The following is a 16250-nucleotide window of genomic DNA, read 5'->3' as shown; positions in this document are numbered from 1 at the left end:
CTGGCCGGGGCTTATGTCGTCGAATGGTAAATTAGTTCTAAAGATGAGGTGGAAGCGGACTCAGGATACCAGTTCAAGCGCGTGATCCAGTGCTTTCTGCTTGAGATTGGCACCCTGGCCGAACCAGGCTGAATCCAGACGGTGATCCACGCTACGGGCACGCTTCTCGTGATCCACGTATTCAGTAATAGCGCACAGGAGACCCCATGCGGTGTCCTGGGCAGACTCCAGGGTTGACCCGCGTCCTTTGCCGGAATAGAGGTCCTGTACCTTCTGCAGGGCCCTGTGTTGAGTCAACTCACGTCGATCCTCCACATCTTTCTCGGCATCACAGATGACCCGCAGGAAGTAGCCCAGTGCTTCGCCCGTGTTTACCCGGCGACTGGATAAAGTCTTCATGCGGTACATGAACTCATCCCACTGAGACACGGAGATACCCAATTGCTGTTTCACCGCCTGCGGGTTGAATTCCGTGCTGTGGGGGACACGAATGGACTGGGCTGCACCATTCACTGCTATGGCGAGGGTGTTATTGCAAACCACACGTACCGTTGTTGGTGTGGCAACCGTAGCCAGACTGCCATCGCAGGATGTAGCCAGCAGTAGGTAGCCGTTGACTTGGTCGTTGCCCTTAAGTACCGATGCCTGTCCGGTACGGGCCAGAGCCCAGAACTTGCGACCACCTTTGAGCACACCGGCTGTTTCTAGCTCGAAGCCTGCGTACTCGGTCAGATCTCGATAAAACTCCAGGACATCCCAGGGCTGAACTACTTTATAGCGCTCCGAAACCACGGAGAGGGGTGCCTTAGTGTCTGATCGATACAGTACCTTCTTCTCGGAGAAAGCGTGAATGCCGCCCAGATGTGATGCTGATTTGCTTACGAAGCGCACTGGGGATTGCTCGATATGCCAGTTCATTCCAGCTTCCTGCTGCCAGACCTCCAGCGGCTGGTGAGGGGATAATTGATTACCTAGACCATGCCAGGGGGTAGTGCCTACATAGGCCATGTTTTCAATTTCGTGTGCCATGGGTTTCTCCATGAAGGTATCAGGACCTCCGGCTGCAAATGCAGACGGTAAATTCGGAGGGGGCTTAGATAGAGCAGGGGGTGAAGTGGCAACGGCAGTCTTCGCAGCGGACGCTATGAAGTAACTGATCATCGACCAAGGAGCCAAGACGTAGCCCAAGCACGCAGCCTCCCAGGGCACCGCTGATAGCACCTAGCACCGCGCCGGCGCTGGCTCCGGCGGGGCCGGCGATGAGCCCAGCGGTCATGCCGATACGTGCGCCAGAAGCGGCACCTGTCACCGTAGCGGTAGCGGCCCCGCTGATAGCGCCGGTTACGGTACCAACGACACCACCGACCCGCCGGCCGTAGTTACAGTGGGTGATGTGCTGCGAGCTGCAGCGAGGACAAATCAAATCCATAGGTACTCCTCGAGAAGTGGGCCAGCCGGGTGGGCTAGCTGGGTATGCTCAGGAGGGTGATATAGATCTGAAATGTTTTTGATTAAGGATTGGTCGGGAACCTGATTAACCTGCCGCCCTTAAATGGTGGCTCCCGCAGAGATGGAAGGAGCTGTGTCCGGACAAGAACAGCAGCTCAGCTGGGCGTGTAGTAGATGGCGTCCAGGAGCGCTGCGCGCCCCAGCCAGATTTCGGCCTCAGCCACATTTCTCGGCTGCGGATGCCTCCACCACGCATCGCCGTGCATCGGTTCGATGATACGCTGCCAGTAGTTCTCCAGGTTCGTTGTGCTCGGACTGACACCGAAGTTCTCGCACAAGTCCTTGCGATTTGCCGAATCGATGCAGACGAACGTGTCAGCCCTCTTCATCGCCAAGAGTCTTGTCGCGGTCGGCAGTCCGCCGACTCGCCCGTTCGGGTCGAAGGCTGCTATGAACGCTTTGCAGTAGCGGTCGTAGTCGTCCTGTGTGACCGCGCCCATCAAAGGGATGAAATCGAGGGCGTCAGAGAGGCCAGTGGGTGATTCGATGATCAGGTTCGAAAATGTCCCACTTGCACCCATGCTCCCGAAAAGCCCGTAGTCCACGCCAGGCTGCTGCGACTTCTTGCGCCCGAGAGTGCCGGCGACCAGCTTGCGGTCATCCAAGCCCCACTTCGCGTAGGGTATGCCGGTCGTGAAAAGGGCGCGCGCTTTATTCAAGACTTCCAAACGTTCCTCGAACAGGTGCGCAGACGGGTGTGATGAGCTTCGGACCTGCACGAGGTAGTCCGTCCAGCTCATGTCATGTGGCGCGCGCTTGCTATTCGGTTTTGAAGGTGGCCGAACATCAGCGAACCTGGCCAACTCTTCTCGTGCTGCCGCCTTAGCGGCGTACTGGTGGCGGTACCGATAGAGAAACTCGTGCGAGATGTCTTCCGCTCCTTGCCACGCGTCTGCGACGAAGTGACTGAGCTCTGCCAGCGCCGTATCGTCAGAAGAACCATCCAGCAGAACACTTGCCTCGATATTGCGGTTCATCGCGGCCTTGGTGAGATTTGGACTGCCGATTACACAGCGAATGCGTCTCCCGTTGCGAAATAAGTAGACCTTCGGGTGGAACAGGTCGCCAGTGGGGGGAACGACGGCTGCTGCCGCTAGACTTGCAGCCCGATCAAGAACCTCGGGCTGCGTTTGGAACATGTGAGTGCCGACGACAAAATGCTCGAACTTCGAGCTGTTTTTCATCGCGGCATCGAAGACCGCATTCTCGGTCGCCCAGGCCACTGCCCATTGCATCGACTCGCAGCTCTCGACCAGCGCTATAAGAGTTGTCTGCGTCTGCGAAGCGGATAAGAATTTCACATCCATTCCTGTGTCTCCTCGTGTTTCTGTTGGGCTGAGCCTGGCGGGCTGCTGGGCACGCAGGACAGGCGAACTGCTCGCGCAGCCACCGGCAGGTACAGCCACCCCTGGCTCATGGGCTTTCCGGTCGCGCTGAGCAGCGCATGACCATAGGACTCGATCTGTGGGCCATGCTTGGCCGCCAAGTCCTCATCTCTAGCGGCTCCGCCGGGGTTCGACTTGTGGTCCAGCAAAACCCAGCCGTTTGGCTCTTCCACCAGCAGGTCGATGCGACCACGGATTCGAGTGCCGTTCGGGCCATTCGCTTCGATGGGCGCCTCGAGGTGGACGGGACAGCCAGGCCAGCGCTTGGCTATCCAGGCCAGGAACGCTTCGACTTGGGCGCAGACGGCATCCTTGTCTATAGAGTCAGCTACCGCCCAGGTCTTCAGGATGCGTTCTACGTCTGGCGCTGGGACGCTGCCAAGGACCGCGGCGCGTGCAATGCACAGATGGAGCGCCGAGCCCAGCGCCGTCATGTCAGGCTTGCCTGCCAAGCTTAGCCTGACGCCTACGGCGTCGGTCTCGACAACCTTGAATATGCCACCTGAGGCAGAGCTTGGTCGATGCCACAACGGCTTAGCCTGCGCGCGCGAGCGAGGGGTGAACCAGTGGCAGTCCTCAGAAGCTTTGGCAGGTGGCTCTACTGCGCAGTCGTCTTTGCTCCAGGACCTTGTCTGTCTGGAGAGCTGCCGATTGCCTGTAAGCGCCACTGCTCCGGAGTCGCCGAATAACAGTGCGTCTGCGCTTTGAATCTCGCCAACCCAGGCACGCCCGGGCCCCCGAAGGCGAACAAACGACACTGCGATATTCATATCACGTGCGCGGGTCAGGCCGACATAAAGCAGACGCTTGTTTTCCGCCAGGGCTTCGTCCTGCATAGATTGACCAGTCACGCTGGCCTCGGCGTTGAGGGCAGCCTGGGGCTTGGACCGTCTGCCCCAAGTCTTCAACCAGCAGTGGACGAAGCGGTTGGCAAGTGGCTGCTGCGGGTCGAAGCTTCCAACAGTCCTGGCGCGAACGCCCCAAAGTGAACTGCGTGCCGTCGCATCGAGGCTTGTCAGTACGACGACTGGCCACTCCAGGCCCTTGGCACCGTGATAGGTGAGAACCGAGACGGCGTTGTCTGCTGACGTGGCCCGGTTATCGTCTTCTGTGCTGGCGAGCTCGTCCAGCCAACGAAGCATGCCGCAATCCTGCGGAGCTCCGACCAACCGGACGGTGGTCTGGCTCTGACAGGCGACAAGGCGCTGCTTTTCCACCCCTCCGGCAATGCCTTTCTGATGTATTCGCGCCGAGGGCGCAGTCTGGTCGCGCTGTTTGACCCGATAGGTCCACCTCTGCAGCGCGCCGAACTGATCTGGCAGTTCCGCGATCTGTGCGATCTGCATCATGCCCGTCCGGTGTTCTATCAGGTGTCCGGGGAAAACCTGCCGCTGTACATGGATATCGGCCTGATCGCCCTCAAGCTTGGCGAAGAGGCGCTGATTGACTTGACGACGTTCGACCTTGCCGACAGGAACAAGGCTATGCGGGAACTGCGCTACATCCTCAACCGCTGCCAACGTGATGGATTGAGCCTGGAAATCCACGCCGCTGGCCAGGCGCCGCTGAGTGAGCTGCAGCCTGTTTCCGATGCCTGGCTCCAGAGCAAGCGAGTACGTGAGAAAGGTTTTTCCCTAGGCCGGTTCGACCCGAACTACCTGCGCTTCTTTCCCATCGCCGTGGTGCGCCTGCAGGGCCGGGCAGTGGCGTTCGCCAATCTGCTGGAAACCCATAGCCTGAAACTGGCCAGCCTTGATCTGATGCGTGCGCATCCCGAGGCGCCGAAACGCACCATGGAATTCCTCATTCTGAGCCTGATCCTGCACTACCAGGCTCAGGGTTACGCGCGCTTCAGTCTAGGTATGGTACCGTTGGCCGGCTTGCAGCTGCGTCGAGGTGCGCCACTGACTCAGCTGCTTGGCTCGCTGGTGTTCCGCACTGGCGAGCAGTTCTATAATTTCCAGGGATTGCGCCATTTCAAGGAGCAGTTTCAGCCGAAGTGGGAAGCCCGCTACCTCGCCGTACCGGCGGGGCTCGATCCGCTGCTGGCCCTGGCCGACACCGCGGCGCTGATCGCCGGCGGCCTGCCGAACCTGGTGAAGCACTGATGCGGTCCTGCGCCATGTCCCTTCAGCGACAGAGCTTTTCGCCCGCCGTCCGCTGCAGTGCTTGCTGGTAAGCCTGGCGCAGGCGCTCGAGGTCAGCCTCCGGCATGCTCCCCCGATGTCGACTGAACTGCCCCAGGTCATGGCGAGAGGCATCTCTGGCGCGCAGACGTTGGCGGCTTTTCTCCAGGTCAAGCACGGCGATTTCGAGTTCCGTCAGGCCGCTTTCGCTGACTTTCTCCTTGACGAAGATATGCTTGGCATAACAGCAACCATGCTGCCACCTTGCCAGATGCAGGCGCGCCAGAGTGGCTGCCAGTTGGTGCAGTAGATTGGTGACCAGCTCGGGGTTGTGTTGTTTCGTGTACCACTGATCCAGGCTGATGAAACCGTCCAGTGCTTCCGTGACCAACAGTCCCTGCCAGTCCCCGAGGTGTCGCCGTGCAGAGCAATAAACAAGATTGGGCGTCCTGATGCCAAGACGTGCAAAGGCACGATAGGCCTGCAGTTCGCGCAGGACTGTCGGACGGCCGAAAGGATGCACCAGGCTACGGTAGATATGGCCGGTTTGACGCTTGCAGTAAAGCGGCGGGCAATTCGGGTCTCGTGACTTCAGCAGCTGTACACCGCTTTCTCCGCCACGGCGCTGATTGGCTGGTTCAACCCAGGGGCCTGAGCGATTCCACCAGTGATCGAACTCGGTTGTGCTTAGATGTCTCGTTTCGGTTCTTGGCTGGACGTTCACAGCTCAGCCCTCCTTGCGCAGCACATAGGTGCGCCACATGGCGTAGCCGGGGAGAAAGTCCAGATGGGCTTCAATATGGAAACCAGCCTGGCGGAACTCATTTTCGATAACCGATCTGGCGACCACAAAACGGTTCTGGTTCTGAGAAGCCCGCCCCCGAGCCGCCCGTCTCTGCTCAAGACGGCGCCGTTTCCAGGCCTTGTAGTTGCCATCCACCCACAGTGACAGAATGACGCTGTCGCGGCTGACCCGATGGAACTCCCGCAGGATGGCCAGGCGATGTTCGGATGATTCGATATGGTGCAGCAGGCGGATGCAGAAAATACAATCCACTGCGTTCACCCCCAGATCGATCGCAAAAGCCGAAGACTGAAAGGTACTGACCCGCGCCACAACATCCTCCGGCTGCGCCGCGCGCGCGATGCGGATCATATCGGCGGAGTTGTCGGCAGCAAGGATCACCCGACCGGGTTGCTCGCAGAGCAGCGGCCAGAAGCGCCCGGCGCCGCAGGGCATGTCGAGTACCAGGCTGGGATCGCCAGCGAGCTTCAGTGCGCGGCGTGACAGCTGCGTATCGCGCCAGTGTGACAGCCGTCTGGCCAGGCCAGCCTGGTGTTTGAGCAGATACTGCTGGGCGTGATCATGATCGTATTTGCGGGAGAACTCGAGTTCGATGGGACGCTGTTCAGACATGGCGAAGCTTCCATATGAAGGTACGCTTGCCACGTTAGAGGAGCTGACATCAAGGCTCCGTCAAAAAGATGTGAAAGAATCGTCAAACCGCGTGTTTCAGCATCACCTTGAAGCAGGTGCCGCCCTCCGGCAGGTTCGATACCGAGATCGTCCAGGCCTGCCTGGTGCAAATGCGTTTTACCAGCGAAAGCCCCAGTCCCAGTCCCTCACCGCGCACTCGGGTACCACGAAAAAAGGGCTGAAAAATCTGCTCCTGCTGCTCGATTGGAATACCGCTGCCGCTGTCTTCTACGCGAAACCCGTGCGCGCCGATGACCAGTCGGACAAAGCCGTGCTCGGTGTAATGCAATGCGTTACGCAACAGGTTGCCCACTACGGTGCTGAGAAAGACGGGATTATAGAGATCGTCATCCTCACCTTCCCGAATATACTGGAAATCCAGATGCTTCTCTTTGAACTGTGGGGCCCAGCGTTCTGCCTGTTCGCTGGTCACGGCGGCCAGGCTGCTGCCGGCGACAGAAGCGGACTCGTTGGATGGGTCTCTGGCTAGTTGCAGAAAGGTTTGCACCAATACGCGCATCTCCTCGCTGGCTCGACCGATACGTTCAAGCTGCGCACGTTCTCGTCGTCCCAGATCCGCCTCGGCCAGCAGTTCGCAGGAGCTGGCTATGATCATCAGCGGGGTGCGCAGCTCATGACTGACATCGCTGGTGAACAGGCGCTCACGTTCCAGCGACTGACGCACCTGACCCAGCGTACTGTCAAAGGCCGCTGCCAATTTGCCAACTTCATCATCGGGGTACTCAGGTGCAAGTGGCGGGGCCAGTGGGTGCAGCTGATCACGATGGCGCACTTGCTGAGCCAGGCGGCTGAGCGGTGCCATGACCTTGTCCGCCATGAGTAGGCCGATTATCCAGGCGCACACCACACTCAGCAGAAACCCTGCCAACACGATGTCAAACAAGGCCTGTTCGCGAGCCTCGAACTCGTGTTGTTCCTGGATCAGCATGTAGGTCTGGCCATTCACTTTCTGGACATAGGCGTAAAACGCCTCGTCACCCTCAACGATCTCGGAAAAACCTTCCTCCAGATCGGCATATTGTGCCGGTATGGCGTACTGCGGCAAGCGGGAGGCAAAGAAGTGAGTGCGGGCATCAAGGCGCGGCGGTCGATCCTGGCCGATGTCTTCCTGCAGCACGGTAGTGAGCTCGTGCTGCAAGGTATCAGAAACCAGGTGTTCCTCGACAAAATGCACAACCGCAACGACACCGATGGAAAAGGCCCCACTGACGATAACGCTCATCAGCACGAAGGCCAGCAGGATGCGCCGTGCAAAAGGATGTTTAGACGTCATCGGACTCCTCCGCCAGTCGATAGCCTATTCCGTGCTGGGTATGCAGCAGCTCTGAAGCAAAGGGCTTGTCGATAACCTGACGAAGCTGGTGAATATGGCTGCGCAAGCTGTCGCTGTCGGGACAGTCTTCTCCCCAGAGCGCCTCCTCCAATACCTCGCGGCGCACGACGGCGGGACTTTTCTGCATCAGCACCGCCAGCAGTTTCAATCCTGTCGGGTTCAACCTGAGCGGTTGATTGGCTCTGGTGACATGCAATGTGTCCAGATCGTATAGCAGGTCCGCGACTTTCAACTGGCGCTTCCGAGCTCCCCGGGTACGACGCAGAATCGCCTCGATACGCGCCACTAATTCAGCCAGAGCGAAAGGCTTGATCAGGTAGTCGTCAGCACCGACGTTCAAACCCTGCAGCCGGTCATCCAGTGCATCACGGGCGGTAAGCATCAGAATCGGCACCTCGTTCTGGCCATCCTCACGCAAACGCTTGCACACCTGATACCCGTTTATGCCCGGCAGCATGATATCCAGCACGATCAGATCATAGTGACCGCTACTGGCCAGGTGCAAACCGCTTAATCCATCCTGTGCACAGTCGACAGTGAACCCCCTGAGTTGCAGGTAGTCGAGCACATTGGCCAGTATGTCGCGGTTATCTTCGATCACCAGAATACGCATTGACTGGCTTTCCCTCTGAGTCTGACGTTCTTACGACACCGTTGCGGCGGGCGCCTCATGGCAGTGGATGCACAGCTGTCAGGAATCATACGATGCATCCGCTGCATTATGCGCAATTTCATTATCTGGGACAGCTGCCTGCTCAGGCGCGGCATGCGCCGCCGCACAGGCCGGGCCTGAAGTCGCTAGATGACAGTGTTATGAAAATCAAACACGACTTCAAAACCATCGGTCCGGCCGCTTGCCGGTGAGCAGATCTGCAGTGTGGCGCCGGCGCCTGCGGCAATCCGGTCGACGATGGCCAGTCCCAGGCCGGAGCCCGGCACATCGCTGGTCGCTCTGACAAATCGGCTGCGAAGTCGGGGCAGTGCCTCGGTGGGAACCACAGGGCCGGCATTGATGACCCGCAGGATGCCTTCCGGGGCCAGGCGGACACTCACCGGTTGTTCAGCCGCACCGTATTTCAGCGCGTTGTCGATCAGGTTGCGCAGCAGAATGGCAAAGGCGTCCGGGTCAAGGGTGGAGGAAAGTATACCGCCCTCCGGCAGATCCAGCTGGATGGGTACTCGGGCATTACGCCGTAACTCGTCCACTACCAACACCAGTACGGGGACCAGATCCTGCGGCTGGTCGGACAACAGCCGGCCGCCTTCGGCTTTTGCCAGTTGCATCAGGCTTTCCGATAGTCGGGACAGGCTCCGCAACGTGGCCTCAATCTGCCTGGCCTTGTCCAGCTGCGGCCCGGTCGGCAGTTCCTGTTCCAGCCGCTGCACCTGTGCCAGGGCTGTCGCCAGTGGAGTACGCAGTTCGTGGGCGCTGTTGGCAGTAAAGCTCTGCTCTGCCTCCAGTGTCCGTCGCAATAGCTCCAGCAACTGATTCACGGCGACGGCAATAGGTTCAATTTCCGTAGGCAGGTGTTCCGCTCGAACTGCAGACAGGTCTCCCGCGCCCTTTGCCGTAATGGCATTGCGGTAATCACGTACGCGGCGCAGGCTGTTGCGGACCAGCCACCAGGTACCTGCCAGACTGAGCGGAATCAGCAGGGTCAGGGGCCACAACAAGGCACCGATCACTTCCAGCGCGGCCTTCCGGCGGTGGGCCAGAGGTTCGGCGACCTGTATCCAGAAGGTCTCTCTGACTGCTGCTGCGCCATAGATCCGGTGTGTCGGGGTCGAGACAAAACCTGTGTGAGGCTGGGTGCCAAACACCTGGCGATCGGCACTGTGGGAGTGCAGCAGGGTGTTGCCAGCGGCATCCTGCACAAGATAGGTCAGGTGCTCGTCATGGGCTGCCAGCGGGAGAATTCGCTGGGGCGTCGTTGCAGCGTCCCGGTTGATGACCTCGACCACCGCCAGGGGCAGGATGCGCTGGGCGGTTTCCTCCAGAGCACTGTCAAAGACTTTGTTAAGCTCGTATCGAACCACCAGTCCGGAGACAGCTACCGCGACCAGCCAGAGTAGCGTCACGCCGAGGGTCAGCCCCAGCCCCAGGCGTCTTTGCAGACTGTGTTCAGACCTCATGGCGCGGCGCTGTCAGGCGGCTGCAGCCGGTAGCCCATGCCACGCACGGTTTCGATGGTATCGCGTCCCAGTTTCTTGCGCAGCCGGCTGACGTAGACCTCGATGGTATTGCTTTCAATCTCTTCACCGAATGCATAGAGGTGATCTTCGAGCTGGGACTTGGACAGCAGTATGCCGGGCTTTTGCATGAAGGCCTCGAATAGCGCCCACTCCCGTGCAGTCAGACCGGCCGGTTCGCCATTGCAGTGAACTGAATGCGCAGACAGATCGACTTCCAGGCAGCCAATCCGCACCCGCGGATTGGGGTTGCCGCGATACCGGCGTGCAACTGCTGCGACCCGGGCAGACAGCTCCGACAGATCGAACGGCTTGACCAGATAGTCATCGGCACCGGCGTTCAATCCCGCTATGCGATCGGAAATCTGGTCCCGTGCGGTGAGAATGATGACCGGGGTGTTGTTTCCTGCCATGCGCAGCTGTTTCAGCAGGTCAAGGCCCCGGCCATCGGGCAGCATCAGGTCGAGCAGAATGAGGTCGTAGCTCGTGCTCCGGGTCGCGGCCTGAGCCTGGGCCAGCCGTTGTATCCAGTCCACCGCATGGCCATCACCGGCGATCTGGTCGCGTACCGCTTCCCCCAGGCCGGCTGTGTCTTCAATCAACAGTATTCGCATCCTCTGCCCTTTATTCGGTGATCAGAAAGGAGTCTACCGGCTGTTCCTGACGGACTGCTGAAAGCCATGGCTGTTGAGTGCCTCGTCGATGCCGCGTTATCTGCAGCATAGTCCGTAGCCCGAGGAGCTCCCGAGTTCGCGCCTGCGCCCATCAATCATCTTCAGGTTGCTGTCAGTCTGCAGGTATAGCCTGAAGGCCTGACAGTACAGGGGGTACCGAATGAAAAGTAAAGCAACAGGCATCACACTGGTGGCTTTTATCGCCGCTGTGGTTTTCTCCTGGGGCGCCAGCCTGCCCGTTGAGCTGGGGCAGGGGCTATCCACACGATGGGATGTGTATGAGCAAAGCCTCTATCTGACCGGGGTGTTGTCCATAGCCCTGATGTCACTGACGATGGTGCTGGCCACTCGCCCGGTCTGGCTGGATCCGCTGCTTGGCGGGCTTGATCGTATTTATCAGTTGCACAAGTGGGCCGGTATCCTCGCTGTGTCCTTTGGGGTGGCGCATTGGCTGGTTGAAATGGGAGATGACTGGATCAAGGATCTCTTCGGGCGTGGTGCCCGGCTGGCCGGGGCCGATGCATCCGGTATGCTGGACAGTATCCGGGATGCAGCCGAAGACCTCGGTGAGTGGGGTATCTATCTGGCTATCGGCATGCTGCTGCTCAGCCTCTGGCGGGCGTTTCCCTACAAGTTTTGGCGTTATCTGCACCGTGGCATGCCGGCACTCTATCTGCTGCTGGTCTTCCATGCCGCCTGGCTGTTGCCGGTGCAGTGGTGGACGCAGCCCGTCGGTCTGCTGCTGGCGCCGTTACTGCTGGCAGGCAGCCTCGCCAGTCTGCACTCCATGGGTGGCAGAGTCGGGCATCGCCGCAAGACGCGCGGCCGTGTTGTCTCGGTTCGGGCCCACGCGGCAGGTATCACCGAAGTTGTGTGCCAGCTTGACGCTGGCTGGCAGGGCCATCGCCCGGGCCAGTTTGCCCTCGTGAGCTTCGAGCGGCTGGAAGGTGCCCATCCGTTCACGATTGCCAGCGCAGATCAGGGGGATGCTCGTGTCACCTTCCAGATCAAGGCCCTGGGGGACTATACCCGTGATCTGGCCAGCAGACTGAATGTTGGTCAGCCGGTGCTGATCGAGGGGCCTTATGGCTGTTTCGACTATAACCGGAGCAAGCCCGGTGCACGGCAGATCTGGGTCGCAGCCGGGGTAGGGGTGACACCGTTTCTGGCCTGGTTGGAAGAATGCCAGAATGACCCGGCCCGGGCACCGGCTGCGGACCTGCATTACTGTACCCGCGATGCGGCAAGTGACCCGCTGGCAGCGCGCCTGGGTGAACTCTGTGCGACGCTGCCGAGCATCCGGCTGCGGATTCACGACAGCCACCAGGGTGAGAGACTGACCGCCGACCAGCTGGCGCCTGCCTCGCTGCCCCGGCGCGGTGTCGACCTGTGGTTCTGTGGACCGGTCGGGCTTGCCCGGTCGTTGCGCGAGGGTATGCGGACGGGCACGGGAGCGCGGCTGCGCTTTCATCAGGAGGCCTTCCAGATGCGTTGAGAGCCCTTGCGTGGCGCTATGTTTCAGGCTGGCATCAGCCAGCTGCATTCAGCTGGCTGTCAGTAAGACGCAGTAGAGTTCAGCAGATCCAGACAGGAGATCCATCATGAAGAAAGTTCTGACCATCAGCCTGGCATCATTGCTGCTGGCGGGTCACGCCCTGGCCGACAGCGACTGCAACGAGCCGGTCGCCGAGTGGCAGCCACGGGAGGCGCTGCAGCAAATGATCGAGAGCAAGGGTTGGCAGGTGAGGCGGATCAAGGTTGATGACGGCTGCTATGAGGTCAAGGGCACCGACCGCAATGGAAACCGCTTTGAGGCCAAGTACGCACCGGCATCACTGAAGATCCGCGAACTGGAGATCAGATTCGATGGTGACGGGGATGCCTCCGATTATCTGGACCGGCAGGCCGACTCTGTACCGCCTGCCGCCACCATTGAGTAAGCAGGAGGTAGGCCATGAACCGCAAACTGATTACCTTATCTCTCGTCCTCAGCCTGGGCCTGCCGACGCTGGCCCAGGCCCGGCCGGTCACCTTCAGCACGACGCTGAGCGATTACGGTGGAGACGGCGCCTATGTGGTGCTCTATCTGACCGATGCCCAGGGGCAGTATCAGCAGACACTCTGGGTCGCCGGAAAGAAAGCCAAGTATTACAAACACCTGCGGGACTGGGCCCGGGGCAGTGGTCTGCGATCGGCTGAATACGATGGCATGACCGGTGCCAGCGTTACCAGCGGACGCACCCTGGAAGTGACCCTGGAACTGGCCGATGGGCTGATCGACTCCGGTGTACAGGTGCGCATCGATACCGCCGTGGAGGATATGCGGGAGAACCGTTCCGAGGTGGTGGTGCCGCTCACCACCGAGGGAGCGGGTCAGGTCACTGCCGGCAAGGGCTATGTGCAGTCGTTCACTTACACGTTCTGAATCCGGCGGTGAAGCAGCCCATCCCGTCCGGAGCAACCGCCAGGAGTCCTTATCATGCTACGCCAGCTCCACTCATTGACCGGCCTGATCGCAGCACTGCTGGTTACCGTGCTGGCGGTAACCGGCGCCATTCTTGCCATCAGCCCGATACAGGAGCGTCTGCAGGCGCGCGTGCCTGCAGACGGCCAGCTGAGTGTAGCGGACCTGGCCGCGCGGGTGGTGGTCGAGTATCCGGGTGCCGAGCAGATCCAGCGCACGGCGTCCGGCTTGGTCATCGTCTATTTTTCCGATGCTGAGCGTGCTGGCGCGGAGCTGATCGATCCGCAGACCGGGAAGGCCCTGGCACCCTATGAAAACCCGTCCTTCACCCGCTGGATGAAAAAACTGCACCGCTCGCTACTGTTCGATACATCGGGTCGGGTGGTGGTCGGGCTGGGAGCGGCAGGCATGCTGTTGCTGAGCCTGACCGGCGTATGGTTGCTGGCTGCGCGACAGGGCGGCTGGCGCAGGATTCTCGGCCCGGTGCGTGGCACGACCGGCCAGCGCCTGCATGGTGTGTTCGGGCGCTTTGCCTTGCTCGGGCTGATGTTGTCCGCCAGCACCGGGGTGTATCTCTCGGCGACCACCTTCGCCTTGTTGCCGGAGCCCCGGGAGGCGGAGGCGCCGCTGGTCGCAGAGGTCGCCGCTGCCATACCGAAGCCGATCCAGTCCCTTGCGGCCCTGCAGTCGACCGACCTGAATGATCTGCGTGAACTGGTCTATCCCCGCCGCGGCGACCCCAGTGACAGCTTCTACCTGCGCAGCCGTGACGGCGCAGGCCTGGTCAGCCCCTCAACCGGTGCTTTCCTTTCCTATCAGACCAATGACACCCGTTGGCGGCTGCATGAGTTCATCTATCAACTGCACACCGGTGACGGACTCTGGTGGCTGGGGTTGCTGCTGGGACTGTCGGCACTGGCTGTGCCGGTATTGGCAGTGACCGGGGCCTGGATCTGGTGGGCCCGACGCCGGGCGCTGCCGAAGCTCGCCAACAACAGCCGCGCCGGAGTGGCGGATACCGTCATTCTGGTGGGCACCGAGTCCAACAGTACCTGGGGTTTTGCCGCCACCTTGCATGACGCCCTGGTCCAGGCCGGCCATAAGGTCCTCACCACTGCGATGAACCAACTGGCGCCGGAATATCCGGTCGCCGAACGGATACTGGTGCTGACCTCCACCTACGGCGATGCGGATGCGCCTGCCTCGGCCAGACGACCGAGGAACGAGAACGCATCAAGGCTCTGGAACGCGAGAACCGGGAACTGCGCAAAGCGAACGAGATTCTGCGCCTGGCCAGTGCGTATTTTGCCCAGGCGGAGCTCGACCGCCGCAACAAACCCTGAACGCCTTCGTTGACGAGTACCGTGACCGCTACGGAGTCGAGTCGATCTGTCGGGTAATCCAGATCGCTCCGTCCGGTTATTACGTGCATGCAGCCAAAGCCCGTCAACCCGAACTGCGAAGCGCTCGTGCCAAGCAGGACGAGCTGTTGAGCGATGAAATCCAACGCGTCTGGGATGACAATATGCAGTGCTATCCCGGATTTCTCATGAGGCCGGCAGGCGTGGCCGGTGAAGCCTCGGTGTATCAACAACCTGCCTTCCACCGCTAAAAATTGATCGTTTTTTATTCAATTCCCGCGTATGGGGCGCACTGCCCCCTTTCCCCCATTGAGCCGGGCCGGGGGCGCCCGCCTGTTCAGGTCGGCTTGAGGCGGGCAACCAGCCCCGCAAAGAGTTCCTGATGCGGATAGGCCTCGCTGATCAGCACGCGGATGCGCCGGCTGTTGCGAATGATCACCGCACCGATCTTGAGCAGTTTCAAGCGCAGGTTATGGATGCTCATGCGCGCCAATGCGGTGCCCTGGAGATGATCGCGTAGCCGTTCGAACAGCACATAGGCAAAGGCCGACAGCATCAGCCGCCACTGGTTGGTCCACCAGCGTGGGCTGGAGGTGCGGTCGGCGAACAGATCCAACTGTTGGTCCTTGATCCGATTCTCCATGTCGCCACGGCCGCAGTAGTCTTCGTAGTACTGCTGGGCAGCATCCTCGGCAAAGCGGGACACGACGATGAAGCGTGGATTGGCACCCTGCTCGCCATGTTCCAGGCGCGACACGACCAGGCGGCGCCTACGCCAACTACCGGCCTGATAGAGGAAGCGATACACGCCGGACATCTTCTGCCCGGTTTCTTGGTAGGCCTCGGCGACCGCTTGCATGGCCGGCGCCGCCATCCGCTGCAGGCGGGTGTTGCGGGCCAGACCCACCACATAATCCACCTGCTTGCGGTCACACCAGTCGAGCATGCGATGTCGGCAAAAACCGCCGTCACCGCGGAACACGATGCGGGTCTCTGGCCAGAAGCGGCGAATGAACTTGACCAGCAGTGCCAGGATGGCCCAACTGTGTCGGGCGCCATCGATGTTGCTCGGGCGCAAATAGCTCACCAGCAGATGGCGACCACAGAACACATAGAGCGGCAGGAAGCAGTAATGGTCGTAATAGCCATGGAAGAAGCGCCCTTCCTGATCACCATGCACCGGCACATCGGTCGCATCGAAGTCGAGCACGATCTCAGCCGGCGCCTGGTCATGCTGGGCGATGAAGTGCTCCCACAGCAGGCGATGGGCTTGCACCACCGTTTCGCGATCGGCTTGCTGTTCCAGGCGCCCCAGAGTGGATTTGCCGGCCAGCGGTTGCAGGCGGTTGACCGCAGTCTGCAGCGCGTAGTCATGGCGCAGGCCGTCATGATCGTTGAGATCCTCGTAGCCGGCGGCCAGTGCATAGATACGCTGGGCGAGCAGTGTCTGCAGTCCATGCTGGACACGCCCAGGATCACGCCGATCGGGAACGATTTTGGCCAGGCGGCGGGTCAAGCCATGTTGCCGGTCGACCTCGCGCAGCAGCAACAAGCCCGCATCCGAGGTGATGTGACCACCGGTGAAAGAGGCCTCGACGAGGTGGCGAGAGAGGGGTGAAAAGTGGAGTTTTTCTGGTAGCATTTTGTGCGCGGCTGAAGACTTATGGGGCTTTGTTTGGCGACAAGAATCATAAGGCTTTCAGCCGTTTT

At 60.4% G+C, this 16250-nt stretch carries 14 protein-coding genes, 4 pseudogenes and 1 other annotated feature; of the genes and pseudogenes, 6 read left to right on the top strand and 12 right to left on the bottom strand.

The genetic code is table 11. From position 1 onward, the window contains the following. Positions 1 to 60: 60 nt before the first annotated feature. The 5 genes and pseudogenes from BM267_RS05980 to BM267_RS16960 all read right to left on the bottom strand — a co-directional run. On the bottom strand, positions 61 to 1029 hold the full coding sequence (locus tag BM267_RS05980; RefSeq protein WP_074777327.1) for a DUF932 domain-containing protein: 969 nt from the start codon (positions 1027 to 1029) through the stop codon (positions 61 to 63). 64 nt (positions 1030 to 1093) lie between these two features. Then, the gene (locus BM267_RS16680) at positions 1094 to 1429 is read right to left on the bottom strand and encodes a glycine zipper family protein (protein WP_074777330.1); all 336 of its coding nucleotides are present in this window, start codon (positions 1427 to 1429) and stop codon (positions 1094 to 1096) included. Positions 1430 to 1604: 175 nt separating this feature from the next. Next, positions 1605 to 2816, bottom strand: coding sequence for a phospholipase D family protein (locus tag BM267_RS05970; protein ID WP_074777332.1), 1212 nt, complete (start codon positions 2814 to 2816; stop codon positions 1605 to 1607). Next, a complete protein-coding gene (locus tag BM267_RS16965; protein WP_328586263.1) occupies positions 2807 to 3328 on the bottom strand; it encodes a PD-(D/E)XK nuclease family protein in 522 nt (173 codons plus the stop codon). The genes BM267_RS05970 and BM267_RS16965 overlap by 10 nt, the downstream gene beginning before the upstream one ends. Positions 3329 to 3721: 393 nt before the next feature. Beyond that, positions 3722 to 4180, bottom strand: a pseudogene (locus BM267_RS16960) (3'-5' exonuclease); the annotation flags it as partial. On the opposite strand from BM267_RS16960, the pseudogene BM267_RS05960 reads away from it, so the two are divergent. After that, positions 4064 to 5002 (top strand): annotated as a pseudogene (locus BM267_RS05960) (phosphatidylglycerol lysyltransferase domain-containing protein); the annotation flags it as partial. The pseudogenes BM267_RS16960 and BM267_RS05960 sit on opposite strands and share 117 nt — an antisense overlap. A 22-nt stretch (positions 5003 to 5024) precedes the next feature. Here BM267_RS05960 and BM267_RS05955 read toward each other — a convergent pair. The 6 genes from BM267_RS05955 to BM267_RS05930 form a co-directional block, all read right to left on the bottom strand. Next, on the bottom strand, positions 5025 to 5744 hold the full coding sequence (locus BM267_RS05955) for a lipopolysaccharide kinase InaA family protein (RefSeq protein WP_074777338.1): 720 nt from the start codon (positions 5742 to 5744) through the stop codon (positions 5025 to 5027). Positions 5745 to 5747: 3 nt separating this feature from the next. Continuing rightward, positions 5748 to 6437: a class I SAM-dependent methyltransferase gene (locus BM267_RS05950; RefSeq protein WP_074777341.1), complete on the bottom strand. Its 690-nt coding sequence runs from the start codon at positions 6435 to 6437 to the stop codon at positions 5748 to 5750. Positions 6438 to 6519: 82 nt separating this feature from the next. After that, positions 6520 to 7791 carry a sensor histidine kinase gene (locus BM267_RS05945; protein WP_074777343.1) on the bottom strand — a complete coding sequence of 424 codons (1272 nt, stop codon included), beginning with the start codon at positions 7789 to 7791 and terminating at the stop codon, positions 6520 to 6522. After that, the gene (locus tag BM267_RS05940; protein ID WP_074777345.1) at positions 7781 to 8464 is read right to left on the bottom strand and encodes a response regulator transcription factor; all 684 of its coding nucleotides are present in this window, start codon (positions 8462 to 8464) and stop codon (positions 7781 to 7783) included. Before BM267_RS05940 ends, BM267_RS05945 begins: the two co-directional genes overlap by 11 nt. Positions 8465 to 8649: 185 nt before the next feature. Continuing rightward, the gene (locus tag BM267_RS05935) at positions 8650 to 9984 is read right to left on the bottom strand and encodes a sensor histidine kinase (protein ID WP_074777348.1); all 1335 of its coding nucleotides are present in this window, start codon (positions 9982 to 9984) and stop codon (positions 8650 to 8652) included. After that, positions 9981 to 10655 carry a response regulator gene (locus BM267_RS05930; RefSeq protein WP_074777351.1) on the bottom strand — a complete coding sequence of 225 codons (675 nt, stop codon included), beginning with the start codon at positions 10653 to 10655 and terminating at the stop codon, positions 9981 to 9983. Before BM267_RS05930 ends, BM267_RS05935 begins: the two co-directional genes overlap by 4 nt. A 220-nt stretch (positions 10656 to 10875) precedes the next feature. On the opposite strand from BM267_RS05930, the gene BM267_RS05925 reads away from it, so the two are divergent. The 5 genes and pseudogenes from BM267_RS05925 to BM267_RS16580 all read left to right on the top strand — a co-directional run. Next, complete coding sequence (locus BM267_RS05925; RefSeq protein ID WP_074777354.1) at positions 10876 to 12210, top strand: ferredoxin reductase family protein; 1335 nt, start codon at positions 10876 to 10878, stop codon at positions 12208 to 12210. A gap of 106 nt (positions 12211 to 12316) precedes the next feature. Further along, on the top strand, positions 12317 to 12655 hold the full coding sequence (locus tag BM267_RS05920) for a PepSY domain-containing protein (protein ID WP_074777357.1): 339 nt from the start codon (positions 12317 to 12319) through the stop codon (positions 12653 to 12655). Between the two features lie 14 nt (positions 12656 to 12669). Next, positions 12670 to 13140 (top strand): DUF2271 domain-containing protein, encoded by a 471-nt coding sequence (locus BM267_RS05915; RefSeq protein ID WP_074777360.1) that lies wholly within the window; start codon positions 12670 to 12672, stop codon positions 13138 to 13140. A gap of 54 nt (positions 13141 to 13194) precedes the next feature. After that, positions 13195 to 14133: pseudogene (locus BM267_RS05910) on the top strand (PepSY-associated TM helix domain-containing protein); the annotation flags it as partial. 251 nt (positions 14134 to 14384) lie between these two features. Continuing rightward, positions 14385 to 14716: pseudogene (locus BM267_RS16580) on the top strand (IS3 family transposase); the annotation flags it as partial. Continuing rightward, positions 14477 to 14593: a sequence feature (AL1L pseudoknot), on the top strand. It overlaps the preceding pseudogene by 117 nt. A gap of 161 nt (positions 14717 to 14877) precedes the next feature. Here BM267_RS16580 and BM267_RS05900 read toward each other — a convergent pair. After that, the gene (locus BM267_RS05900) at positions 14878 to 16182 is read right to left on the bottom strand and encodes an IS1380-like element ISPa33 family transposase (protein WP_074777369.1); all 1305 of its coding nucleotides are present in this window, start codon (positions 16180 to 16182) and stop codon (positions 14878 to 14880) included. Positions 16183 to 16250: the final 68 nt, after the last annotated feature.

Source organism: Halopseudomonas bauzanensis (genome assembly GCF_900114735.1).
GTDB classification, from domain to species: Bacteria; Pseudomonadota; Gammaproteobacteria; order Pseudomonadales; family Pseudomonadaceae; genus Halopseudomonas; species Halopseudomonas bauzanensis.
Note: the sequence above shows the minus strand (reverse complement) of the source record. Positions and strands in the feature narration are given on the sequence as shown.